Genomic DNA, 25,614 nt, shown 5'->3' on the forward strand with positions numbered 1-25,614 from the left:
ATCAGAGCCACTCCGCCAGTGCTTGCTGTAGCAGCTCGAGTTCATTCTCGGCTTTCTGACGGGCCTTTTTCTTTAGGCTTTCCAGCTCAGCGATTCTATCAGCAATCAGCGTCCTCGCAGCAGCTGATGGGTCTTCAGCTGCGGCTACTTGATCCAGCAACGGCTGTAGCTGCAGCAAAATAGCCCGTTTGCGTCCAGCTTCAGCGCGTTCCAGCACTTCAGCCGACTTCTCTTTTTTCTGCACAGCATCAGTCGTAGACGGTGCTACATAGGTCAGAGGACGAATCCCCACGGCGATACGCACCTGACTGAGCAAAGGGGCCGCCTGAGCTCGCGCTTTCTCAGCACCTTTATGCAAGATGGATTCAACGTAGCCCAGATCGTCCATCAATTCATGGTAACGCTGGCGTGGGGCTGACAGCGTGGCATCCAGGTATTCGAACAGTTGTTTCTTGGCATCGCCCCAGGCAATGCCATTTTCAAATGCCCGACGCATCTGTGCTGTTTCGGCTTCAGTAGCAAAACAGCGGTAAAGCTGAAACAGGGTGCTACTGTCAGGGTCCTTAGGTTCACCCGGTTCACGCGAGTCGGTTTTGATCTGCTTGATCAACCGGTACAGCTCATCAGAGCTGGAAAACAACGGCAGCGTATTGTCATAACTCTTGGACATTTTTCGTCCATCCAGCCCGGGAATCAACTGAGTTTCTTCATCGACCTGGGCTTCCGGCAAGGTCAGTAGTGACCCAAACTGATGATTAAAGCGCCCAGCGATATCCCGCGCCATTTCTATGTGCTGTATCTGATCCTTACCCACCGGAATAATATCGGCATTAAACATCAGAATATCGGCCGCCATCAGCACAGGATAGTTGAACAATCCCATGGTCACACCATCATCCAGGTCGTCGTTGCCAGCCTCACGATTGGCATCAACGGCGGCCTTGTAGGCATGCGCTCGGTTCATCAAGCCCTTAGAGGTCTGGCAGGTGAGAATCCAGGTCAACTCCGGAATTTCAGGAATATCTGTCTGACGGTAAAAGGTGGCCTTATCCGTATCCAGCCCCAGCGCCAGCCAGGTAGCCGCTATGGCACGGGTTGACTCAGCCACCCGCTGCGGGTCCTGGCACTTAATCAATGCATGATAGTCGGCCAGAAAAAAATAGCTGTTATACTCAGGGTTGCAGCTAGCATCAATGGCTGGCTTGATCGCACCCAGATAATTACCGATATGCGGAATACCGGTCGTAGTGATACCGGTTAAAACTGTTTTTTTACCCATTACAGACCCGTGACACGTGACTTAAGTTTAGGTTGCTAAGCATACACGAAAGGCGTTTAAGGGTTAACCAGCGCTTTGACAAAGTCATTGCTCTAGCCAAAACTTACTGTAAAAATAAACTGATATAAATTCACCGGAGGTGAATATGGACACGTCTACGCATACAATTAATACCTTGTTCGAACAGCTTGGACTGGCATCAACGGATGCCCACATAGATCAGTTCATCAACACCCACAAGCTTTTCTCCGACAAGGTGAAGCTAGAAGATGCCACTTTTTGGAATGAAGCACAGGCCGTCTTCCTTCGCGATGCCATCGCCAATGACTCTGACTGGGCTGAAGTAGTTGATGAGTTGAACACCCGTTTGCGTGGCTGATACGGACGCAAATTTTTAACTGACACAGGAATTTCTCTGCCACTATGCTGATATTGATCTCACCAGCGAAAACACTGGATTTTGACTCAAAGCCCGTTACCGAGCAAACTTCTGTGCCGGTATTTACTGACGACGCTAAACAGCTCATTGCCCAACTTCGAGACTACTCTGTTCAGGATATTGCCCAGCTAATGAAACTGAGCGACAAACTGGCCAGTCTGAATGTTGCCCGCTATGAAAGCTGGGAAGCCGAGCATACAACTGATAATGCGCGTCAGGCCATACTGGCATTCAAAGGTGATGTTTATACCGGCCTGGATGCAGAGAGTCTGTCTGACAAGGATTTTGCCTTCGCTCAGCAACACTTGCGCATTTTGTCTGGACTTTATGGGGTGTTAAAGCCCCTGGATCTGATGCAGCCTTACCGATTGGAGATGGGCACTCGGTTGAAAACAAACCAGGGCAACAATCTATATGATTTCTGGGGAGATCGACTCACCGATCACCTGAATGCAGAAGCCACTCAGGCTAGCGATCCGCTGATCATCAACCTGGCATCCAATGAGTACTTTGGTGCCATTAATAAAAAGCGTCTGAAGGGTCGGCTTGTCTCCCCGGTATTCAAAGACTGGAAAAACGGACAGTATAAAATCATCAGCTTTTACGCCAAAAAAGCACGTGGTTTGATGAGTCGTTTTTTGATTCAACAGCAGATAGAGTCAGCGGAAGCCTTGTTGAAGTTTGATCTGGATGGTTACTACTACAGTCCGAAAGACTCCAGCCCTGACTCACCGGTATTTTTGCGCGATCATAGCTGATTAAACCAAAACAGGCAGCCAAACTGTTAACCAGTGGCTGCCTGCTGTTGTTTCAATAGGTAAGCATAGTTTACGCGGGTTGTTCAATACCTACGATTATCCAGTTGCCTGACTGTTCTTGCATACTACGCTCAAGGTGCCAGATTTCGCTGAACTCGGTGGTATCACCTCTATCCTCTTCACGCAGCCAGCCATAAAAATTCACACTGGCAATCACACGATCACCTTTATCAATAAAGTTGACTAGCTCAGCCATCACCGAGACCACTTCGGTGTGTTGATCATGAGCCAGGCCGGCACGTTCCTGCTGCAGCAACGTCAGCATTTCATCAGAGGTGTAGGTAGCGATCTCTTCCCAGTCCTGCTGGTCCCAAACACGCTGCAAGTGGGTAAAGTGCTTTCCGGCAGCCTCCAAAAAAGCATCCTGATCAAACCATTCTGGCAAATTCAGTGGTTCCATCATATAGCCTGTGGCCAGACCGGATACAGGTGGCTCAGGCATAAACCCGCTACGCGACATGGACGTTTGCGCCTGTCCATCACCAAAAGCCGCTGACGAACCTGGGCCTGCATAAGCCGCTCGAGGGTTGGCCGCCCCGCCACGCAGACTTTTCAAAAATTTAAAAATAAGAAAACCAACCCCGGCTATCAACAGAACATCCATTAATTGAATTCCATCAAAAGCCCCCCCCATGAACAAGGCTGCCAACAATCCACCGGCAAGCAGTCCACCCATCAGCCCACCCATACCGGGACGCGCGGCCTGCTGATTCTGGGCACCATCCTGGCGTTGCTGTTGTCTCTGAGCAGGAGGCGATGCTTGACGCTGGGGGGCAGAGAAAGACTTGCCACCGGTCATGCCGCCACCAAAACGTCTGGCCTCTGCATCCATAGGCAACAGAAACAATCCGACCAGAAGGGTTATCATTGGAAGTGTAAAACGGCTCATCAGCACCTCACATTGCATGCACTTGTTTCATGGATTCTAATGTATTTATCAAAGGCAAATATAAGCGGAAATACGACTAATTGATAGCCTTGACTTTCAAGACACCCATAATCCTTGAGCGTTACTCAGCTACACGTAATTTTCGCAGTATACGCACCAGCAAATTATTACCTGCATCGTTGCCGGTTACAGAATAATGCAAAATATTGTAATTATTTAAATTCCACTCCATCTCACGACTCGCCTCAGCACGTCCGCAAAACAGTACTCGGTCACCGGGTTGTAACTCCTGTAGCTCACCCGGTACATAATCCAGGCTATCTCCTTGCTGCAACACTAGCGGAAAGCACTTGAGCATCTCTTGACGGTTATGTGGGTTTTTCATCAGATACTTTAACTGCAGGCTACCTTCGACGGCTATAAAACTGTGCACAGCTGGCGCTTTAGCCTCATTAATAACCACCTCCCAGATTGCCAGACGCTCATCACCGACACTACGGTTGAGACGATTCAACAAGGTATGCGCCCAAACATCAGGTTGCTGCAACAGATGATCAATGAACACCAATAACAGATTTGAGCGGCTGTAAGCCATAATCCGACTGGCAATAACCGCACCTGACTTCATCACAAAATCACAATTTGCATGTTGAAACACCCGTTCATTTGAGTGTCGATTCTGGCGCACCACGCAGGTTAACTGTGGATTGAGTTCACGTGCGGTCATGATGATGGAAAGATTATCGGCATCATTGGCCGTACCAGCCACAATACCCACAGCAGTTTCTACTCTGGCTTGGCGTAAAGTACTTGCTTCTGTTCCTATACCGACGACACCATCGTCGAGCAGATCAAGTCGTTGGGCATCCGGCTCTATCACTGTGATATCAACACCCACACGCACCAACGCCTGGTAAAGTGCCTGCCCGTAGCGTCCAAATCCACAAATAATCCAACGACCCTGACGCGATTTATACAGACTTGATAAGGGACGATGCTTCGGATTAATCAACCAGTCAAACACCAGATGTTTTTGCGGTGAGCTCACCGCCAGTGCCAGATATTCGGCATAGACTTTAAAAGGATCGACAATCAGATCCGTCCCGAATGAAGCCAGGTTGGCTGCGTGCAGGCTTGATTGCGTGCGACTGAACACCTGACGTTTGGGATATTGCAATTTGCTGGCAATGGCAATCGACAAGTTGGCATTATCACTGTTGGTCAACGCCATCACCCCCTGACAACGGGGGTGTCGGATACCCGCATATTCAAGGTTATCTGGACGGGAAGCATCGGCACAAAAAACGGGCACAGGTACCAGCGCATTTTCAAGTTCCAGGGTATCGACTCGGGTCTGGTCAATATCCACCACAACCGACCTGATGCCCTGAGCGGCCAGTTCCTGGACAACCAGACTACCGGTAACACCATAACCGCAAATCAGCCAGAATGATTCCTCCAGTGAATTCACTTTTTTAATGAAGCGGCGTAAGCGCAGCAGGCGTAGAAACGCCGCTTCCTGAAAAATCTGTAAGGTGGCACCGATAGCATACAACCAAGCCGAAACAGATAGATAGATACTCACCATCGCCCACATACGCTGAGCATTGGTAAAAGCATAAGGCACTTCACCAAAGCCGATTGTTGTAGCCATATAAGACACAAAGTAAAAGGCATGAAAAAAGCCCATCCGCCAGGGCTCACCCTGATCATCCTGACCAGGAATCAGCACGAATCCAGCGATGGTAATCGCATAAACCATAATCAATGCAATCAGCGGAATGCGCAGACGCCGCAACAGCAGATAAAGAATATTCTGCATGATCAGCGGCGCACAATAACAGTCTCAACCATCAGCAGTATGACCGATACCACATTGGCAATCAGTGCACCGGCAGCGAAGGAGACCATACTGGCGGTAATAGAGGGCGTCATGCCAGCTTCATTAATATTCACGCCATATCCCCAGATAAACGCGGCAATTAGTAGCTGCAGGTCGGCTACCAGACTGGTAGCCAGCATCAATGCGCCAAGGTGGGTGCGGTCCCCGAACTTAAGTACAGTACAGATTAGACTGACAACCAGTGCGGCAAACAGCTCCCAGACATCGTGATGATCTATATTATCAATTTCACCCACAAAAAAGCCGAAATTTAGTGTCAGTGCCAGTATAATAAAGAATGCAAAAATTACTTTTTCTCGGTTCATAGACATACTTCCGTGACAGAGTGGAACAAACGTCAAACGGTAGTCAGGAACTATATGGCTACCCTTCAGTCCTATCAGACATCAACTTCAGCCTTTACTGACTTACAGGTATCTTATGCCAGGGGTTACAGGATTCAAAATGCTCCGTGTTATTTTTTTAGTGTTTCTGATCAGCTTTTCCGGTTTTGTTCCAGCCCAGGTTATCCAAAGCCCCTATGATAACCGGTCACTTGAGACCTTAATCTTACCCAACCAGCTGAAAGTCTTATTAATTTCCGATCCAGCAGCTGAAAAGGCGGCCGCCTCACTGGATGTTGCCGTTGGCTCTGCTGCTAACCCAGTGGATATCCCCGGTCTGGCACATTTTCTGGAGCACATGCTGTTCCTAGGTACGGAAAAATATCCGGAAGCCGATAGCTATCAGTCGTATATCAATGCTAACGGCGGATCACACAACGCGTTCACTGCCTATGAAAACACCAATTATTTTTTTGATGTTCGCCCTGAAGCACTGGCAGGAGCTCTTGATAGGTTCTCACGCTTTTTTATTGATCCGTTGTTTACACCCGACTATGTGCAACGCGAACGTCATGCCGTTGAATCAGAGTTTCAAGCCAAGCGCCGGGATGACAACCGCCGCATACACGAAGTGACTAAACAGGTCATGAACCCAGAGCATAGTTGGAGTAACTTTGCCGTAGGTGATCTGCATTCACTGTCAGACGGTGATAATACTCAGATACGCGACGCGTTGATCAACTTTTACCAGCAATACTACTCAGCCAACCTGATGAGTCTGGTTATCAGCGGCCCACAAACACTCGATGAGTTGCGTGAACTGGTAGAAATGCGCTTCAGTGACATTGCCAATTTTCAGGCTGAGCCCTATGTAGATCAAGTACCACTGTTTACTGAAGACCAATTGCCTTTACAGCTTGAAGTGCAGACCCTGCGCCAACATCGTACCCTGTCACTGACTTTTCCAGTGGATCCAATTCGTGATCACTGGCGCAGCAAACCGCTTTACTTCATTGGCAGCCTCCTGGGATATGAGGGTGAAGGCAGTCTGTTCAGCCTGTTAAAATCACAGCAACTGGCAACCGGACTGTCCGCCTACACGGCCATTGACCTTCCAGGCCAGGCCAGCTTTCAGGTTAATATTGAGTTAACCGATGACGGCCTTAATCAGATAGATCGCATTACCAGCCTGTTCTTTGGCTATGTCAATCTGCTCCAGAAGCAAGGCCTTAATGCCAACCTGTACCAAGAGGAAAGTGAACTGGCTGTGCTGCAGTTTCAGTTCCGCGACCAACCTCAGCCCATTCATGAAGTGATGATGCTGGCTCAGATGCAGCAGCGCTATCCAGTTGAAAACCTGTTGAATGCCAACTATTTATTGGAGAGCTTCGAACCCGAACTTATTAATAGCTACCTGCAACAACTCAACCCGGACAACCTGCTGTTAACACTGCAACACCCACAAGTGACACCAGAGTTAACTGAAAAGCGTTATAATGCCGGTTACCGCTTTGCAGCTATCGAGCCCCAACGTTTGAACCTCTGGCAGGAAGCGACTCCGGAAGCTGAGCTGCAACTGCGCGAGCTGAACCCGTTCATTCCCGACTCACTGGCATTAACAGAGCGTGATGATCCGGCTACTGACCTGCCGGTAATGCTTCGAGATGAGCCAGGTTTTAGCTTGTGGTACCAACAGGACCAGCAGTTTCAGCGACCCCGTGCTGACGTCTACTTTGCATTTATGACACACCTGGCACTGGCCAGTGCCGAAAATGCCGTCATGCTGGAACTCTACACTCGGATACTCAACGATCAGATGAATGAAATGCTTTATGATGCATCTCTGGCCGGACTGAATGTATCGCTCTACCCCCATCTGCGTGGCTTTTCCATGCAAATTTCCGGTTATAATGACAAACAGCCTCTGCTGCTGGACAGCCTGTTGCAGGAGATGCAGCACCCTGAAATTACCCCAGCCAGGTTTGAACGGGTACGTCAGCAATTTGAAGAACGCCTGATTAACCAACGTCAGGAGGGGCCTTACCAGCTGGCCATGCAACAGCTTTTCACTACACTGATGTCACGCTGGAGCACTGAAGACCGACTTGAAGCCTTGGAGAGTGTTACACCTGAACAACTTGAACAGTTTCTTGCCGAGTTGTTTACCGAGGCTGAAGTGCGCTTACTGGCGCATGGCAATATCACAGCCGATATGGCGTTGAGCATGGGACAGCAGATACAGACTCAACTGCTGCCAAATACCCGACCCGTAACCGGCATTCAGGTACCGGTTGTTAAAATCCCGACAGATACTCCGCTCACTGACACACTGAAGTTAGCGCACAACGACGCCACACTGGTCCGCTACCTGCAAGCGGCAGATCGGAGCCTGGAAAAGCGAGCCGCCGTCGCGCTATTGAATGAAATACTCTCCACCCCGTTTTATTCACGTTTACGTACAGATATGCAACTGGGCTATATCGTCTTCGCCAATTATCTACCGATGGGTGATGTACCTGGCTTGGCGCTCATTGTGCAATCGCCAGTAGCTGATCCCTTAAAATTGGAATCCCATTTTGATGATTTCCTGAGCGACATGCACACGCAACTGCAAGCGTTGAGTGACGAGCAATTGGAAGATTTCCGCATAGGATTACGCTCGCGCTTATTACAGCCAGATACCAAGCTATCTGAACGCTCTCAACGCTACTGGCGGGAACTGGATCGTGATGGGGCCTTCACAACCCACCAGCAGATCGCCGAACAGGTGTCTGACATCTCCCGTGACGATCTGATAGCCGTGCTGGCAGAGCTGCAAACCAGGCAGTATCAAATCCGCAGCTTTGGCAATCTGCTTCCTGAAACTGATGCTGAACCCACTATTCCGGATTTCAGTGGCTACCAGCGCTTACAGCAACAACGTAGTGAAAGCCATTTCCATTGATTAGTCGAACAACACATTCAAATCGGGTGTAAACGACTCTTCCAGCAGCCTGAACCGTTCTTCCGGTTCAGGCTCTGTTTCCATTGCCTCTAAGCGTCGGTAAAAATTAGACGCCCCGAGCATATCCTCACCGACGGTCTGGCCGGTTTCTGTTTCGAAGGTCAACTCACCGCTAAAGCCGACATCCGGATCACAATCCTGACTCAATCCCAACGCAAAACACTGCTGCTCACGGATATCAGCTGTAACTTCTTCAAAAATTCGATCTTCACCCGTCAGCGGCTGTGGCTCTTCTGGCTGATTAAACATTTCTTGAATTTCATAGACTTCATCAGGCTCAGAATACATGATGACAACAGGCTCTAAGGGCTCCACTGGTTCCGACGGATAAATTTCCGTCATCAGCTCTGGATCATAGTCCCCCCAATCACGTCCTTCAAACACATCCCGGGCATGATAACGTCCACCTTCATAGCCATCTGGCGGAATAACATTATATTCTGGACGTTCATTTGCCAGGGATGCCAGTGGCATGAACACAGCCAGACAGCATAGCCGGATACGTCTCACCGGTCAGAACTCCATCGGATAGATAGATTCAGCATAGCTAGCCAGATCCTCAAGTATCTGCTGTTCCTTTGAGGTTAGCTCACGCTCAGCAGCAATACGATTCAGCTCATCGAATAACCCCGTCATGGTCAGACAACCATCATTATCCGGCCCCAATAATTGCCGGCTACGGTACTCTTCCCATTGCTGCTGTTCATCATCAGTCAGACTGAAGGGAAAGTTACGCGCCTTATAGCGTAACAACAGTTCCGGTAAACGCTGATCCTGAAAAGGCAGCTTCAATCCAGCCAGCAGCTCCGGAGGCGTTTGACGTACCTCTTCCATCAGATGACGATCTGTATCGCTGAAAAATCCGCCGCTATAGAGCATGTGATCCGGGTTCTTTTCCGGCTCAAATCCGGATTCAGCATAAACAGCCTGTAATTTCTCCTGCCACACAGTCCGGCTGTCACGCAGCATAGCCAGGTGCTGGCGGCACAACTCACCGGAAATAGACAGTCGTTGTGCTTCATCCGGGCTAAGCATCGTTGCCGGTGCGAGTACCGGGCAACGGTTAGCATGCACCAGCTTCAGCGCCACTCTGGGCGCATCAGCAGGCTGCTCATCATGACGGGTGTATAGACCTGCGTGGAGTTGCTCAACCGTGAGGTCGAGCAAGGGGGCCGGATTATGGCGCAGATCCCAGACAATCACGGCATTGCTGTTGATCGGATGCTGAGCCAGAGGAGCAATAGCTGCCAGGTTGCCCTGCTCTACCGGGTAGCGTGAAGAGACATGCAGCACTGGCTTCATCGATTGCGTATCCAGCATCTGCCGCACAGCTTGCTTGGAGCGCTGAGAATACACAAACTCAAACAGTTTGGGTTGTTTCTCTTTAACTAACTTCGCTAGCGCTAGCGTCGCCCAGACATCTGACAGTGCATCATGCGCCTGCTCATGCGCCAGCCCGTTGGCACGACTTAGATCTTCAAGCCGCAAACTGGGTGCACCTGATTCATAGGTGGGCCAGACAATGCCTTCCGGACGTAGTGCCCGCGCCAGACGCAACATATCAATAATATCCCAGCGTGAGCAGCCATTCTGCCATTCACGTGCATAAGGATCAAAAAAGTTGCGATAGAGAGTATAGCGAGTCACTTCATCATCAAAACGCAGACTGTTGTAGCCCACAGCACAGGTCCCGGGCTGGGATAGTTCGGCATGGATGCGACTGATAAATTCAGCTTCACAGACCCCTTCCACTGCCGCTTTTTGCGGCGTAATCCCGGTGATAAGGGACGCCATGGGGTGTGGCAGAAAATCATCGGCAGGCGCACAGTAAAGCACCAGCGGTTCGCCTATTACATTGAAGTCCATATCGGTGCGTACACCGGCAAATTGCATCGGCCGGTCGCGTTTGGGATCCGTGCCGGACGTTTCATAATCATGCCAAAAATAGGTACCCGCTTGTGCCTGCGCCATCTCACCATCTCATGCTATAGTCGATTATCCGTAACATTCATACGGCTTTGCTATCGTGTTATGCTGAAGAGTATCAGTTAATAATCCGAGGATCATCCTATGTTGCAGGATCAAACCAGCAGCGATCAACTCTGTCCGTGCCAATCAGGCAAACCTTTCAACTTTTGTTGCGCACCGGCCATTAACGGCAGCCGACCAGCAAAGTCGGCTGAGGCGTTAATGCGCTCACGTTATTCGGCTTTTTTTGTCGGTGCCGTTGACTATCTTATCGACTCCATGGCCCCGGAAACCCGACGTGAAGAAGATCGTGAACTGCTGATCGAGCAGTCACAGATCACTAACTGGACTCAACTGATTATTCTCGAAACTCAGGCTGGCCAACCAGATGATACCCAAGGCGAAGTTCGCTTTGAAGCCCATTTTGAAAGCCCTGATGGCAATGGGATACTCCGGGAAACCTCTCGTTTTCGACAGGAAAAAGGACACTGGTACTATGTTGATGGTGATCTGGAGCTCATCTCCACCTGAGACTTTTTTCTGGTTAAGAACTTTACAGTCTGGCCGATAACCTCGAAATAGACTGAGGTTACCGCCATGCGTATTGAGTCATCTTCTTTACACTTAACATCATCACACCAGGCGCTTAGCCGTTATCAGCGCAGTGAACAGTTGCAAGCCAGCCTCCCGGACCGCTCTGGGCAAATGTCCCTGGTGAACTACAGTCATCAACAGAGTACTGAAAGCACCCAACTCATGACCTATACCGAGCTGCGTAGCCAGGCTGGAAAACCCGCACTGGCCGCCGAGGCAGAACGCTTGTCAGAACAAGTCACCGCAGCGAATGAACGTAACCAGGCGGCAGCAAATGAAGCTTCAGCAGGAATTAACCCAAGTGACGAAGATGATAATTTTCTGCAGCTCACGCCAGAAGATCGACTACGTATCTCATTAATTCAGTCGTTGCTGCGCAGCCTTACTGGCAAGGAAATTGATTTTTCCATTACCGATCTGCGTCAGCCAAAACAGCAACACGCCGAAGCCTTAGCAATACAACCCAATGCAACAGCCACACAAGCTCCTGAAGCGCCGACACAAGCCAGTCTGGACTACCAGGTATCAGAAACTTTTTACCAACACGAGCATACTGCTTTTCAGGCTACTGGGCAGGTCACCACCGCGGATGGCCAACAGATTCAGATCGATATCACTCTGAACATGAGCCGTGAGTTACTCCAGCACCAAGAATTTTCACTGCAACTGCGGGGCGCTTTGAAAGACCCCCTGGTCATCAGCTTTGATGGCAAAGCGGCTGAACTCAGCCAGGAGCGCTTTGAGTTTGACTTGACTCTAGATGGTCAGCCAGACCTAATTCCACAACTGGCGGGTAATGCGGCCTTTCTAGCCCTGGATCGTAATGGTGACGGTCGCATCAATGATGGCAGTGAGCTGTTTGGTGCATCAACCGGCGATGGCTTTGCTGAACTGGCAGCGCATGATGACGACGGCAATGGCTGGATCGATGAAAATGATGCCGTTTTTGAACATCTGCAACTCTGGCTAAAACCTGGTGAAGGAAACAGCCAGCAACTGATCAGCCTGAAAGAGGCCGGTATAGGTGCAATCTATCTGGGTAATGCAAACACGCCTTTTACGCTGAACAGCTCGCTGGACGAAGAGCGTCTGGGGGTGATCCGCTCCAGCGGCATCTACTTATCAGAGCAAGGAAAAGCGGGCTTGATCCAGCATGTTGACCTGAGCGTTTAAAAAACTATTTCGTGTTACGCTGCAATCAAGGCTTTTATTGCGACACCTGGCACCGGTAGAATAGTCCACCTTAGCATTAGCTTGGCATACTTAAGGATTACCGGATTCAACGTCCGGTTACGGTGATTGATGTTTGTAGACCTGTTAAAACCTAGATGGCGTCATCCGAGTGCTGCTGTACGCAGTATCGCGGCAACAAAACTCAACCCCAACAAGAAATCAGATGCCGGAAAACTCAGGCAGCTTGCCTACCACGATCCTGATCCCAAGGTCAGGACCGTAGCAATAACACGCCTGACAGACCAGCAGTTGCTAATCCATCTGCTTGAACAAAATAACGATATGGCACTTGCCGAAATGGCAGCCTCCAGGTTGATTGTCCTATCAGAACAGGGACTTATAAATTCCAACCAGTTTGACTCTATACAGAATGAAACAGCACTCAGCCTGTTGATCTGTCACAGCCAGAATGAACGTTTACACTTTGCTCTGCTCCCACGCATCCAGGATGAGCAATTATTGGCTGACATTGCCATGCAGGCGCCACTCACAGGCACTCGTCAATTGGCTGCAACGCGGTTAAATGATACAGACTGCCTGGAAAAAGTACGTCACTTTGCCAAGGATCATGACAAGGTGGTGTATCGCATCACCCGTGATGCACAAAAGCGTATACAGCAGCGTCATGCGGAGCAGCAGGCGATTCTACAGCAGCGCCACAAGCTGCTGGATAACTTACATACCTTAGTCAACGGCAGCGACAAGCAACATTTCAGTGCGCGCATTCAAGCCCTAAAAAATCAGTGGAATGAACTGGCGAGCGATAAACACCCGGATATGGCTGAAACTTATCAGCATCTGCTTCAACAAGCGCAAGCCATCCTACAACAGCAGGAGGCTGAACAGGCCGCTATTGTTGAAGCGGAGGCTATCCGGGCTAAGGCTGTTAAACAGCTAGTGTTATGCCGGGACTTACTCACTGAACTGTTACAACAGCTAAGCCAAAACTCGCTTGATCAAGACAATCCCATACACGCCCTGACCAGACTGGATAACGAAAGCCAACGCCTGCTGGCAGATCACGCGGAGCAGCTAACACAAGCTGAACGCCAAGAGGCCGACAAGCTGGTCACAATCATCAATGCTTGTCATGAACTGCAACAACAGAGCACGCATTTTCGCAGTCTAATGGAGCAAGCCAACTCAGCCAACGACCTGAATGCGCTGCAGACCAGTCAACAGGCTATCAAGCAGGCACTAAAACTGCATCCCTGGCCACCGACCCTGCAAACAGCACTGGATCTCAAAGCGCTGACAGCTACCGGCCAACAGACTGAAAAACGCCTAAAGCAATTAAAACAGCAGGATAAGGCGGTACTGGCAGAGATAGAAGAGCAGTTGAACTTGCTGGATAGCCATATCAAACAGGGCGAAACCCTGAAAGCACAGGAAAAACTTGAAAGCCTTAACAAGTCGATTAAAAATGCACAACTAACTGAACCGCTGCAACAGCAACTTCGCCACCTCACAGCCCAAGTCAATGAGGTGACGGAGTGGCAACAGTTCGCGACTATTTCCAAGAAAGAACAACTGTGTATAGCCATGGAAGCACTGATTGACAGCCCCTTGGCTCCGGTGGCTCTGGCCGAGCAAATACGTGAATTACAACAGCAATGGAAGCAGTTAGATCAGCAATCGCCGGCCCCCGTCAAGCAGCTTTGGGAACGGTTTCATTCAGCGTCACGCCAGGCCTACCAGCCTTGTGATGTTTACTACAAGGAACGTAGTCAATTGCGTGCCTGGAATCTGTCACAGCGCGAATTAATTTGCCAACACCTGGAAACCTACTTCAGTGCGCTAGACTGGTCACAGCCCGATTGGAGAGCACTGGAACAGATACTCAAAAGTGCCAAGCAAGAGTGGCGTGAGTTTTCACCGGTCGACCGAGCACCGGGAAAATTGTTACAAACACGCTTTCAGCAGTTGATAGACCAGGCCGAACAGGCACTACAAGCACACCGTAGCGATTGCGCGGCACAAAAACAGGCCCTGGTTGACCAAGCACAGCAATTGACTCAAGCAGAGGATGTCATAGCCGCAGCAGAAGGAATCAAAGCCCTGCAGCAGGCCTGGAAAGCCATTGACAGTACAGCGAAGCATAAAGAGCGCAAACTTTGGGAAGCCTTTCGCAATCATGGCGACCAGGTTTTTGCCCAACTCAGGACTCAACTGCAGGCCAGCAAGGTGGACTCAGTCAACCCCTCCTCTGCGGATGAGGATCGGCATACAGACGCCCGATTGTTGTGCATACGTCTGGAAATACTGTTTAATCAGCCCAGCCCAGAAAGTGATCAATACCTAAGAATGGAATATCAGATGGAACGCTTGCAGGAAGCACTGGAACCCTGCTCAGAGAGTGAACGCAAAGTAGCGGTTCAACAGGTTATTGATGAATGGCAGGAAGCCGGTTTTGCTGATGAGTTTGAAGCCTTACAACAGCGCTTCAACAGTTTACTGGCACACAAGGAGTAAGCCCCGAATACGGGACTTACTCAGAGCAGATCAGCCAAGCCAATCAACTCATGTGCAGACCGCCGTTAATCGACAGGTCGGAGCCAGTGATATAACCGGAGTTTTCATCCGCCAGAAAAGCGATGGCACGGCCAATTTCTTCTGGATTACCAAAACGCCCAACAGGGATGGTTGAACAGATTTTCGCCTGGATATCTTCCGATATTTTCGCCACCATCGGCGTCATAATATAGCCGGGTGATAGGGTATTCACAGTGACACCTTTCGCAGCAACTTCTTGTGCCAGCGCCTTGGTAAAACCATGGATACCGGCTTTGGCCGCTGAATAGTTACACTGACCAAACTGCCCCTTCTGCGCATTGACTGAAGAGATATTGATAATGCGACCGAAGCCTTTTTCCAGCATCGGATTAATCACCAGACGGGTCATATGGAACATGCTGTCCAGGTTAGCTGACAGTACTTCATTCCATTGTTCCCAGCTCATTTTTTTGAACATACCATCGCGCGTGATACCGGCATTATTGACCAGAATATCGATGCTGCCACCGGTCAGTTCCTCTACGGTTTTGATGCAATCAGCACAAGAGGCAGAGTTGGTTACATCGCCGTAGGCAACATCTATTTCATAGCCATCGCGACGCTGATCTTCCTGCCAGGCTTTAGCCTTATCGTGATTACCACCGCTGTTATAACCCGCCACTACACGAAATCCTGCATCTGCCAGTGCTCGACAAATCCAGGTTCCCAAACCACCTGTTCCACCTGTAACCAAAGCAACTTTTTTTGTCATAGTTCACATCCCATTTACACTGTCGGTTTTATTGTTATTGCCGGTCATGGCATAGCATGAAGCATTGCACTTCATGGCGAAGACCAGCAACTCAATCTTTTGCAAGCCTTTCTCCTTAAGCATAGTCGTTCAATCATGACGGGACTAGCCTATACAGTGAAAAAATACGGTTATTCATCCACTCTAGACATAGGTCTAAGTTTGGCTCAGATTGATTGACTCGCATTTAACAAGCCCCTAACCTTATTGACTATACGGCAAAATTGGTCATACCAATTTACCTAAACAAGTATAAATAAACAATTAATCAAATTAGAGAAGGCTTTATGAACTCCACTCTACTCTCTTTACTGGCATTTGCGCCGCTGGTACTGGCAGCGATCCTGCTGGTCGGACTGCACTGGCCGGCCAGACGTGCCATGCCTGTGGTCTTTATCGTTACGGCAGCAATTGCCCTAACGGCCTGGGAAATGACGTTTAACCGTGTACTGGCTTCAACGCTGCAAGGCTTGATTCTTACTGGTGCCATACTGTGGATTATTTTTGGTGCGATATTGCTGCTGAATACCCTCAAGCATTCGGGTGCTATCACCGCGATTCGTGGTGGGTTTTCCAATATCAGCCCAGACCGTCGTGTACAGGTCATCATTGTAGCTTGGCTGTTTGGCTGCTTTATTGAAGGTGCCTCCGGTTTCGGTACCCCCGCAGCCGTTGCCGCACCCTTGTTGGTTGCGTTGGGCTTCCCTGCATTGGGTGCGGTAATGGTAGGCATGATGATTCAGTCCACACCGGTGTCCTTCGGTGCTGTAGGTACGCCTATCGTTGTGGGTGTTACCGGTGGGCTGGATCGTGCTGGCATCACTGAAAGTTTGATTGCTCAGGGCTCCGACTGGGAAGCCTTTTATCACTTGATCACCTCCGAAGTCGCTATTGTGCATGCGCTGATCGGGGTATTCATGCCGCTGTTTATGGTGATGATGCTGACGCGCTTCTTCGGTCGCAACCGCTCATGGCGCGAAGGTCTGGCAATGACACCCTTTGCCCTGTTTGCCGGCATTGCGTTTGTTATCCCTTATGCCGCCGCGGGTGTATTCCTGGGGCCGGAATTCCCGTCCATGATTGGTGCACTGGTTGGCTTGTTGATCGTAGTGCCTGCAGCCAAAGCTGGTTTCCTGCTACCCAAAAAGAGCTGGGACTTTGCTGATGCCAGTGAGTGGCCGGTTGAATGGATGGGTAATATCGAGATTAAACTCGACAGTCTGACGGCCAAAGCCCCTATGTCAATAACACTGGCATGGGCCCCCTATCTGCTATTGGGTGCGTTACTGGTTTTATCCCGCGTCAATGCGGACGTGAAAGCCTTCTTCACTCAAAACCTGGTACTGGGATGGCAGAATATTCTTGGTGAAGCCGGTGTATCCGGCAGCATACAGTTCCTGTACTTGCCTGGCGGCATCATGATTTTGGTTGTACTGGCCACCTTTCTACTACATAGAATGCAGTTTGGTGAACTACGTGCAGCGGTGAGTGAATCGTCCAAAACCCTGCTGGGTGCGGGCTTTGTATTGCTGTTCACCATCCCGATGGTGCGTATTTTGATCAACTCAGGTGTTAACCTGGCTGACCTGCCCTCCATGCCTCGTGCTATGGCCGAACTGGTAGCGGGCAGTGTGGGTGATGTATACCCCTTCTTCGCCGCCACTGTGGGTGCGTTAGGGGCGTTCATCGCCGGTTCAAATACCGTATCCAACCTGATGATGGCACAGTTCCAGTTTGATACCGCCCAGTTAATCGGCGTTTCCAGTGCTATGCTGATCGCTGCACAAGCGGTTGGTGCTGCTGCCGGTAATATGATTGCCATCCACAACATCGTGGCTGCATCGGCCACTGTCGGCCTGCTGGGGCGTGAGGGTCAAACCATTCGTATGACTATCATTCCAACTGTCTACTATCTGGTGATGGCAGGTCTGATCACCTTGATTGCGCTGCATGTCGTGGGTATTACTGATCCCTTAGTGGTGCAGTAACACCAACTAAAAAGGGACCTCTATAGTGAGGTCCCTTTTTGTTTGTGCCTTTTTGTGTGACCTATCAAAGCATTATTGATCAGGCGCCTGCAAAACCAACTCAGGGGGTTGACGATCCATACCCCAACTTCGCTGCATATAGCCCTGCACTTCATCCAACTCATCCTGCGGCACTTTAGCCAACACTCCACTCTCAAGCGGATCGTAGTGAAAGATATATAAGCGTGAGGTGAACTGTGCAAAGGGTAAAGAGGCTTCACCAAAACGTTCACCCTTACCCGCTGTACTGACAACGACGCCATCACCCCAATTCTGCCCACTGTCATTATTCGGGTTATAAAAATACACCCGCATCACTTCTTCAGGATCCAGTGCCACGCGCAGTAAGGTGATCGCATGCCAGCCGATAAAGCGAGCGGCTGAATCGGTAATAGCGATACCGGCCGGTTGTGGATGAATCAGCGGTTGATTGCCATTAAAATAAGGATGGTAGCAGGCATAAAACGCACGGATAAACTCATCAAGATCCTGAAACTTACCTGTGGCGACATCAACATTGATGCGAAATCCACGACCTGACCACCAGCCATGAAACTCGGGGTTTACCCAACGATGCGGATCCCCTTCCCGTCCAATACAGCGACGCCCCATTTCAGCATAAATACGATCAAGATGCGGGACCAACAGCAAGGAAACCGGATCAAGATCTATGGGCGTTTCTCCAGCGACACCGGCCTGGCAGTCACGAGATGAAATAGGCTGTCCCTCGAAGTGCATCACAACTTCATCATCCCTGGCCGCCCAGACCAGCATCTGCAACAGATAGTCCGGATCATTGTAGGCCCACATGGACAGGGCTCGAGCCGATTGACAGGTCGGGTTATTACCCTGTCCGACGCCGAGCGGCTGCCCCAGAATACACAGCACACCTTCAAGCAAACGCGCATTGACAGATACTTGATCGCCAAAGGCTAAGGTTAAGCGTGTTTGAGCTTGTTTGCACAAGGGTAGACCTAACTGCCGCCAGAGCGCCGGTGCGACCGGAGGCTGATAGAGAATGCCACGCTCCAGCATCAACGCCAGACCATAAATGCCTTGAGCCGTTGCAGGAAGGATCACCTGGCGGATCAGTGCCTGGATCAACTGGCGGAAACACATAAAACAATCCCGGCCAGTTGAAGACAAACCTAACGCTTCAATCAGCAAGTAGTCATCCACAGCCAGCAGATGGCGCAGCAACACAGCATGATAGGGTGAAACCAATCCAGTATCATGCATGGCCCTGGCAAAGCCGGTCGCTTCTGACTGCAAGGCCTGACTATCCATGCTCGCAAGCCTGTCTTTGTAAACATCCACGCCTGGGTCTTCACGGCACGCCTGAGTGGTACCAAACAGACTGCTCACTAACCGCGCGGCACCCTGGCCACTACTACCGAGATCGATGTCCGGATTATGTTGGCAGATTGCAATCTGAGTCACCATACGTTTGACAGCATCAACCTGAATCGGACGTTGTTGTAAAATACGCCAGATTTCATCCACCAACTGATCAATCACATGCTCATAACCGATCCGTTGAGCCAGGTACTCAAACAACAACCGTGGAATTTGTGCCAGACGTCCCTGGGTTTCACGCTCAGCTTCACTCGGTGGAGTGAATAACAAGGCCAGATTAATCGCCATTACCTGCGTCAGGTAGTGGTGAGCCTGCTCAGCAGATATCAGGGGATGACGATAATTGTTCTTAGCGACAGCCAGAAGCCGAATTTCACTGAGTGCTTCTATCACCAGCAAATTGGCATCGGCACTTTGCAGCGAGTGAGATGTCAACGAAGGTACCAAAATCTGCGGCGTTTGCCAGTCAGATCCGGCAAATACACCCGCCAGTTCGATTTTTTCAGCTCTAATTTCCAATGCAGCGCAGCCACCCGACTGCAGCAACACCCGCCTGACCAGGTCGAGTACACCCAGTAACTTGTCGTATTTAGCAAACTCGGGAGCCTGCGTCAGGCGTTCAATACTGGCATCCAGCTTCTGCAGCAAGGCGGCAAGTTTCGGGTTAGTCTGTTCTAATTCTTCAATACCCTGACTCACATACTCACCCTTTTATGGCTACCATTCCAACATCAGACATAAAAATCCAGCTCTTCCTGATGCTTGAGTAAACGCTTCATTTCATCCGCTTCAGAGCCGACAAAATACACTAATCCCCAGTGGGTACCAAAAGCGGTACGCTTGGTCACGGTTTCCTGGGCCGGCGTGGTTAATTCATGTGACTCAAAATAAGGGTGATCTTCGGTCTCTTCAGGAATTTCTAAACGGCTGACTACCCGACGGCGTGGGTAAACACCAAAGCAACCGGCAAATCCCTTGGCATCGACTACTTCTTTCGGAAAGAACTCAAGGATCTCGTCTTCGGTGGTTTTTGGATCAAACACCAGCATACTGGCCTGGTAGGCATTAAAACCATATACCCGTTCCAGCAGCTCAAACACTTTGAAGCCTGGCGGACGGTAGGCCACTTCGCCAAAGTACATCTCACCATCACTGGTAACGAAATACTCAGGGTGAATCAAGCCGAATTCTATATCAAAGGTTTTAACCAGCTTTTCGATCTGCTGTTTAATCTGATCGCGGTATTTTTCCAGCTCTGGTGATGCCGGTACAAACACGGAATAACCCAGGGTGACATACTCGGAAATATTCAAAAAACGAATTTTGCCATTATGAATCCAGGCCTCAACGGCAAATTCCCAACCATCCAAATGGGACTCCATCAACGCAGGAAACTCATCATCCGGAATCGCATCCACATCATCCGGCGTGCGTACCACGCGATGCCCCAGGCAACCGGCCTTATCAAAAGCTTTAAAGTGAATTGGATCGTTCGGGTCACCATCAAGCTTCAGCAGTGTCTGATTTACCCGGCGCAGAAAACGCACCACATCTTCACGATCATGCGCTTCTTCAAAAATACCGACACGGATACCACCCAACTGAGCACGACGCTTCATCAGGGATTTATCACGCATCAACATGGCTTGACCTAACAAGCGCGGGTTATCCAGCAGTACCGAATTGATTGCACCGGCCCACTCCACCGTTTCTTCAAAAATGGGAATGGCGACATCGACTCCCATTTCCTGAAGAGTTTCAGCAATTTCCATCGAACGGTCATTCAGGCGTTCAAAATTCCAGGCGACATAGGGAATATTGTGTTGAGTGCAGTATTCTTCAGCCCAATCAGGGGCGACAACCACATACCTGCGATCAAAGTTCTCTGCCGCCTCCACAGCGCTCAGACTCCAGCCAAGTAGGGCTATATAACCTTTATCCAGATTTTTTTGCATCAATGTTCTCCTGTAGCCTGAAAATTCAAATAACTCCTATCAAGTGTTTTTATACGAGCCAATAAACTTCATTAATTAAAAATAGCCTTTAGACCCTAACAAGTTTGCCCCCCTGACTGTCAAGGTAAAGTTACGCTTAGTCAGGAACAGCCGTCAGGTTACTGCCGTGCACCACACGGTGAACAAAGCGGAGTTTTTCAATGGTGGCTGGTGCCAGCACGAAGGGATAAGCATGATCATGGCCGATACTGCGATTAAGGCTGTTCATCACAAACGTCAGGGGTAACCAATGCTCAATCAGGGTATCAAACGCCCCCTCGTGATAGGCATTAAAATCATGACTGACTTTCATGGAGTGCTGACTTCCGACGCGCGGATGAATCTGCAGACCGTACTCATAAGCGGTTTCCAGGGTATCAACAATATGCAGATAGTGAGCCCAGGTTTCAGCCCAGTCTTCCCAGGGGTGTGAACTGGCATAGGCACTGACAAAATGTGTTCGCCAATCGTGTGGTGCACCGAAGCGGTAATGATTATCTAACGCTTGAGCATAATCCCGCGTATCATCGCCAAACAGGTCGCGAAAAGGGTGCAACCACTGGCTGTTTCTGACTAAACGATCCCAATAATAGTGGCCTGACTCATGCCGAAAATGGCCTAATATAGTGCGATAAGGCTCATCCATCTGCTCACGCATTTGTTCACGTTTTGCTGGGTCGGCTTCAGCGATATTAAGAGTAATTAAACCCTGATCATGCCCAGTCAGCACCTTGGAGCGCTCACTAAAACTAGGGTGAGGGTCTGCCAGAAACTCAAATGCCATACCTCGATAATGGTGCTTAAGTGACATTAACGGTAGATTGAGTTGCAGCAATGAATAGACTAAACGACGCTTTTCCGTTTCCATAATGCGCCAGAGCTCGGTATTACCAGGAACTGACAGATCTGGAATGGTTTGATTCAAGTCACAGGCACGGCAAAAATGCTGCTCACTTTCAGCTTCCAGCATCCAGTTACACACCCCTGCACCGGTATAATTGTTACACATACGGTAAAGACGCATTTCGCCCACCGGCTGCCAAAGTCCATTGCCTGCGGGCACTATGGCACTTAAGCGCTGGGTATCCTGCAAAAACCCCAGGGTGGATCCACATTGCGTGCAGCATACATTGTTAAAGTAAATCAGATTGCCACAAGCCGTACAGGTAAAGAGTTTCATTGGCACAGGCCTCTAGATTTTGCCGTACAGCAAAAGCCAAAACTTCATCCTACTAGCTTCATTCACTCGGTAACAGTTATTCAACGCACTTAAGCCCCGACATGAAGGAGGCCCGTCAGCTTCTGTCGCATCCACACCCAGGCGATGATGGCGGTCAATAGATTTGCCAGTACCAGCGCACTGAACAGCCCCTCCAACCCAAACAGTTGATTACCTAACCAACCCAGCGGCAGATACATCAGGAATAAGCGAATCAAACTGACCTTAAGCGCCAGCATCGGCTGATGCAGCGCATTAAACGCCGATGCGCTCAAGAAGGTAGTAGCCTGGAAACCAAAGCCCAGCGGCACTATCAAAATCCACAAGCGGATAAGACGGATCACTTCAGCATCATCACTGAACAGGGCCGCCAGCGGCGCCGAAAAGAGCACCAGTAACAAGTAAATCAACACCTGCCAGCCCAAGGCAAAACGTATCGCCAGCGCATAAGCTTTTTTAATCCGTTGCATCTGAGCGGCGCCGAAATTCTGACTGATAAACGGTGGCAAGCTCATCGACAAGGCCAGGCACACCAATAAAGCCAGGGATTCAAGGCGACTCCCCACACCAAAAGCCGCCACAGCTTCGGCACCGTGTCGAGCGACCATAGCCGTCAGCACCGCATTGGCAACCGGCGTGGTGATATTAGACAGCGCGGCGGGAGCGCTAATACTGAAAAGTTCACGCCAGTAGCGCAGCAACGTTAGCAGTGATGGAAAGCGTAAGGTCAGCATATGTCGACGGTGATGCAACAGATGCAGTGCAATCAGCGTAGTGATACTCCAGGCAATGACGCTGGCAAGTGCAGCACCCTGTATGCCCAAGGCTGGAAACGGACCCAAACCAAAAATCAGCAAAGGGTCCAGCAACAGGTTCAACAGCGAAGCCAGCAGCATAATCATGGCTGAACCCCGCACATCACCAGTTGCACGTAAAATACTGTTACATACCATATTCAGTACCATGAACACTGAACCGGCGAACCAGATCTGCATATAAGCTCGAATTAGGGGTAGCAGTTCAGGCTCAGCGCCCATCAGTTTGAAAACGGGGTCAATAGCAAACTGCCCGGCAAAGCCCACCAGGATCAGCAAAAGCGAGGTAATAAACAGAATTGAGGTGGCGACTTCGGCGGCCGACCCGGTGTCACCCTGACCGATACGCCGTGCCAGGGTTGCTGACGTTCCTATTCCCAACCCAATCGCCAGGCTGATAACCACAAAAGAAACCGGAAAGGTAAAGGCCAGCGCCGCCATGGGCAGAGTACCCAATTGTCCGACAAACCAGATATCAACCAGATTGAACAGCATGATGCTGACAATCCCGAACATCATCGGGACGGTCATCTGCACCAATACGCTGCGCATAGGTCCATTCAAAAGATCAGGGGAGCGGTTCATTAACCTGAGTAGCCCAACAGAAAAATACGCTATTTTAGCATTTTAAAATGGCCAATGCAGTTTGTCTGTAACGCTTAAAATGCTAATCTTGCTGTTCACCAAGGAGCGTTAGGCAGTATGTTGACTGTAGGATTAACTGGCGGGATCGGCAGTGGTAAAAGTGCAGCCTCCAGACTATTTGAGCAATTGGGCGTTGCTGTTATAGATGCTGACCAGGTGGCTCGTGATGTTGTCGCTCCAGGCGAACCAGCACTTGACGCTATTCAAGCTGAATTCGGTGACGCTGCACTGGACGTTTCAGGTCAGTTGAATCGGCGCTGGTTGCGCCAACAGGTGTTTGACTATCCAGAAAAACGTACCTGGCTTGAAGCACTATTGCATCCACTGATACGTCAGCAGATCCTTAACTGGATAACATCCCACCAGCAGGAAGATTATGTTATTTTAACCTCGCCCCTGCTGCTGGAAACCGATCAACATCGGCTAACGCAGGCTATTATTGTGGTTGATTTACCCGAAGACATTCAGTTGCAGCGCAGCTGCGAACGCGACGGCATGACAACCGCAGCAGCAGGTAAAATCATCGCCGCTCAAATGCCACGGCAGCAGCGGGTGGAAAGAGCCGACTTTATTCTGGATAATAGCGGTAACCTGGCCAGCCTTGAAGCACAGGTGGCCCTGCTCCACCAACAGCTTAAATCCAGGGCCATTAATAAAAGCACATGATGTACATGGAATATTATGACAAAACGTGAAGTACCCTGCCCTCAATGTGGCAAACCTTCGCTCTATGCAGCGGAGAATCTTTCGCGCCCCTTTTGCAGTGAACGTTGTCGTTTAATCGATCTGGGTGAATGGGCCAGTGGAAGTTACCAGATACCGGTAGAACCCAGTCTGGATGACTTTTCATCGGCCGATATTGAGCACCCGCCACTCACACGTCATTAAATACTAGCCACAAGGAAGCCAAGGATGTTAAGTAAAGTTGTTATCCCCGTAGCCGGACTCGGGACCCGAGTTCTACCTGCCAGTAAAGCCGTACCCAAAGAAATGCTGACCGTGGTTGATAAACCGGTGATTCAGCATGTTGTCGAAGAAGCCATTGCCGCCGGCTTTACCGAGATCATTCTGGTAACTCGCAGCGGTAAACAGGCTATTGAAGATCATTTTGATCATCACTATGAGTTGGAAGCCGAACTGAGTCGTAAGGGCAAAACAGCGTTACTGGAAAGCATTCGTGACATTCTGCCTCCAGGTGTCGAAGTAATCAGTGTACGCCAGCCTAAAGCTTTGGGTCTGGGGCATGCGGTACTCTGCGCCGCGCCAGTAGTTGGCGATGAAGATTTTGCGGTGATGTTACCGGATATGCTCATCGATAATGCCGGCCAGCAACGCGACATGTCCTCTATGGCAGCCGCCTGGAAAGCTTCCGGACTGGGACAGATCATGGTTGAGGGTGTGCCAGAAGATCAGGTACAGCGCTACGGTATCGTCGATTGTGCCGGAGTTTCTGTAAACCCAGGCCAAAGCGCCGATATTCGCGGCATGGTTGAAAAGCCAGATGCTGCTTCCGCCCCATCCAATCTCGCTATTGTCGGACGCTACATTCTGCCCGCACGTATTATGACCCTGCTCAAAGACACTCAGCCAGGCGCCGGTGACGAAATACAGTTAACCGATGCTCTGCAAACCCTATTGTCGGAATCTGGCCTGCAGGCCTATTCCATGGCAGGCAAGCTGTTTGACTGCGGTAATAAGGCCGGGCTTTTACAAGCCAATGTTGCCTTCGGTCTACAACACCCTGAAACCGCTGATGCATTGCGCGCCTATATTGACACGCTCTAAATGCCAACCCGATCCCCTT

Annotated in this window: 21 protein-coding genes; 10 read left to right on the top strand and 11 right to left on the bottom strand. The window is 50.0% G+C overall.

Going from position 1 to position 25,614, the window contains the following annotated elements; all coding sequences use genetic code 11:
- Window position 1: 1 nt before the first annotated feature.
- A complete protein-coding gene (locus ACN0R1_RS01255) occupies window positions 2–1,279 on the bottom strand; it encodes a tryptophan--tRNA ligase (protein WP_417579100.1) in 1,278 nt (425 codons plus the stop codon).
- 145 nt (window positions 1,280–1,424) lie between these two features.
- Between ACN0R1_RS01255 and ACN0R1_RS01260 the strand changes: the two genes are divergently transcribed.
- Both ACN0R1_RS01260 and yaaA read left to right on the top strand, forming a co-directional pair.
- Entirely contained in the window at window positions 1,425–1,658 is a 234-nt protein-coding gene (locus ACN0R1_RS01260; RefSeq protein WP_151056832.1) for a DUF2789 domain-containing protein, read from the top strand.
- 44 nt (window positions 1,659–1,702) lie between these two features.
- Window positions 1,703–2,476 carry a peroxide stress protein YaaA gene (gene yaaA / locus ACN0R1_RS01265; RefSeq protein ID WP_417579102.1) on the top strand — a complete coding sequence of 258 codons (774 nt, stop codon included), beginning with the start codon at window positions 1,703–1,705 and terminating at the stop codon, window positions 2,474–2,476.
- Between the two features lie 70 nt (window positions 2,477–2,546).
- Here the strand turns inward: yaaA and ACN0R1_RS01270 are convergent, their stop codons facing one another.
- From ACN0R1_RS01270 to ACN0R1_RS01280, 3 genes are all read right to left on the bottom strand, one after another.
- Window positions 2,547–3,425, bottom strand: coding sequence for a Tim44 domain-containing protein (locus tag ACN0R1_RS01270; protein ID WP_417579104.1), 879 nt, complete (start codon window positions 3,423–3,425; stop codon window positions 2,547–2,549).
- 121 nt (window positions 3,426–3,546) lie between these two features.
- Window positions 3,547–5,247, bottom strand: a complete 1,701-nt coding sequence (locus ACN0R1_RS01275; protein WP_417579106.1) for a potassium channel family protein — start codon at window positions 5,245–5,247, stop codon at window positions 3,547–3,549.
- A 2-nt stretch (window positions 5,248–5,249) separates the two neighbouring features.
- Entirely contained in the window at window positions 5,250–5,633 is a 384-nt protein-coding gene (locus ACN0R1_RS01280; RefSeq protein WP_417579108.1) for a DUF6394 family protein, read from the bottom strand.
- A 139-nt stretch (window positions 5,634–5,772) separates the two neighbouring features.
- Between ACN0R1_RS01280 and ACN0R1_RS01285 the strand changes: the two genes are divergently transcribed.
- Window positions 5,773–8,595, top strand: coding sequence for an insulinase family protein (locus tag ACN0R1_RS01285; RefSeq protein ID WP_417579110.1), 2,823 nt, complete (start codon window positions 5,773–5,775; stop codon window positions 8,593–8,595).
- On the opposite strand, the gene ACN0R1_RS01290 is transcribed toward ACN0R1_RS01285, so the two are convergent.
- Window positions 8,596–9,129: a hypothetical protein gene (locus ACN0R1_RS01290; protein ID WP_417579112.1), complete on the bottom strand. Its 534-nt coding sequence runs from the start codon at window positions 9,127–9,129 to the stop codon at window positions 8,596–8,598.
- Window positions 9,130–9,168: 39 nt separating this feature from the next.
- Window positions 9,169–10,626, bottom strand: a complete 1,458-nt coding sequence (sbcB, locus tag ACN0R1_RS01295) for an exodeoxyribonuclease I (protein ID WP_417579114.1) — start codon at window positions 10,624–10,626, stop codon at window positions 9,169–9,171.
- Between the two features lie 99 nt (window positions 10,627–10,725).
- Between sbcB and ACN0R1_RS01300 the strand changes: the two genes are divergently transcribed.
- The 3 genes from ACN0R1_RS01300 to ACN0R1_RS01310 all read left to right on the top strand — a co-directional run bounded on the left by ACN0R1_RS01300 (window position 10,726) and on the right by ACN0R1_RS01310 (window position 14,922).
- On the top strand, window positions 10,726–11,154 hold the full coding sequence (locus tag ACN0R1_RS01300; RefSeq protein ID WP_417579116.1) for a YchJ family protein: 429 nt from the start codon (window positions 10,726–10,728) through the stop codon (window positions 11,152–11,154).
- Window positions 11,155–11,220: 66 nt separating this feature from the next.
- Window positions 11,221–12,390, top strand: coding sequence for a hypothetical protein (locus ACN0R1_RS01305; protein ID WP_417579118.1), 1,170 nt, complete (start codon window positions 11,221–11,223; stop codon window positions 12,388–12,390).
- A gap of 129 nt (window positions 12,391–12,519) precedes the next feature.
- Window positions 12,520–14,922 carry a DUF349 domain-containing protein gene (locus ACN0R1_RS01310; RefSeq protein WP_417579120.1) on the top strand — a complete coding sequence of 801 codons (2,403 nt, stop codon included), beginning with the start codon at window positions 12,520–12,522 and terminating at the stop codon, window positions 14,920–14,922.
- Window positions 14,923–14,965: 43 nt separating this feature from the next.
- On the opposite strand, the gene phbB is transcribed toward ACN0R1_RS01310, so the two are convergent.
- Window positions 14,966–15,715, bottom strand: a complete 750-nt coding sequence (phbB, locus tag ACN0R1_RS01315) for an acetoacetyl-CoA reductase (RefSeq protein WP_417579122.1) — start codon at window positions 15,713–15,715, stop codon at window positions 14,966–14,968.
- Between the two features lie 326 nt (window positions 15,716–16,041).
- Between phbB and ACN0R1_RS01320 the strand changes: the two genes are divergently transcribed.
- On the top strand, window positions 16,042–17,742 hold the full coding sequence (locus ACN0R1_RS01320) for an L-lactate permease (protein WP_417579124.1): 1,701 nt from the start codon (window positions 16,042–16,044) through the stop codon (window positions 17,740–17,742).
- A 72-nt stretch (window positions 17,743–17,814) separates the two neighbouring features.
- On the opposite strand, the gene ACN0R1_RS01325 is transcribed toward ACN0R1_RS01320, so the two are convergent.
- The 4 genes from ACN0R1_RS01325 to ACN0R1_RS01340 all read right to left on the bottom strand — a co-directional run bounded on the left by ACN0R1_RS01325 (window position 17,815) and on the right by ACN0R1_RS01340 (window position 23,717).
- Window positions 17,815–19,836 carry a hypothetical protein gene (locus tag ACN0R1_RS01325; protein WP_417579126.1) on the bottom strand — a complete coding sequence of 674 codons (2,022 nt, stop codon included), beginning with the start codon at window positions 19,834–19,836 and terminating at the stop codon, window positions 17,815–17,817.
- A gap of 32 nt (window positions 19,837–19,868) precedes the next feature.
- Entirely contained in the window at window positions 19,869–21,092 is a 1,224-nt protein-coding gene (locus ACN0R1_RS01330; protein ID WP_417579128.1) for a carboxylate--amine ligase, read from the bottom strand.
- A gap of 136 nt (window positions 21,093–21,228) precedes the next feature.
- Window positions 21,229–22,311 carry a zinc-binding metallopeptidase family protein gene (locus ACN0R1_RS01335; protein WP_417579130.1) on the bottom strand — a complete coding sequence of 361 codons (1,083 nt, stop codon included), beginning with the start codon at window positions 22,309–22,311 and terminating at the stop codon, window positions 21,229–21,231.
- Window positions 22,312–22,400: 89 nt separating this feature from the next.
- On the bottom strand, window positions 22,401–23,717 hold the full coding sequence (locus ACN0R1_RS01340; protein WP_417579132.1) for an MATE family efflux transporter: 1,317 nt from the start codon (window positions 23,715–23,717) through the stop codon (window positions 22,401–22,403).
- A 150-nt stretch (window positions 23,718–23,867) separates the two neighbouring features.
- On the opposite strand from ACN0R1_RS01340, the gene coaE reads away from it, so the two are divergent.
- The 3 genes from coaE to galU are packed head-to-tail and all read left to right on the top strand — an operon-like array spanning window position 23,868 to window position 25,595.
- Entirely contained in the window at window positions 23,868–24,476 is a 609-nt protein-coding gene (gene coaE / locus ACN0R1_RS01345; protein WP_417579134.1) for a dephospho-CoA kinase, read from the top strand.
- A 15-nt stretch (window positions 24,477–24,491) separates the two neighbouring features.
- Window positions 24,492–24,698, top strand: a complete 207-nt coding sequence (locus tag ACN0R1_RS01350) for a DNA gyrase inhibitor YacG (RefSeq protein WP_417579136.1) — start codon at window positions 24,492–24,494, stop codon at window positions 24,696–24,698.
- 24 nt (window positions 24,699–24,722) lie between these two features.
- Window positions 24,723–25,595 (top strand): UTP--glucose-1-phosphate uridylyltransferase GalU, encoded by an 873-nt coding sequence (gene galU / locus ACN0R1_RS01355; protein ID WP_417579138.1) that lies wholly within the window; start codon window positions 24,723–24,725, stop codon window positions 25,593–25,595.
- The last annotated feature ends 19 nt before the right edge of the window (window positions 25,596–25,614 follow it).

This window comes from Nitrincola sp. (assembly GCF_048264025.1).
Taxonomy (GTDB): domain Bacteria; phylum Pseudomonadota; class Gammaproteobacteria; order Pseudomonadales; family Balneatricaceae; genus Nitrincola.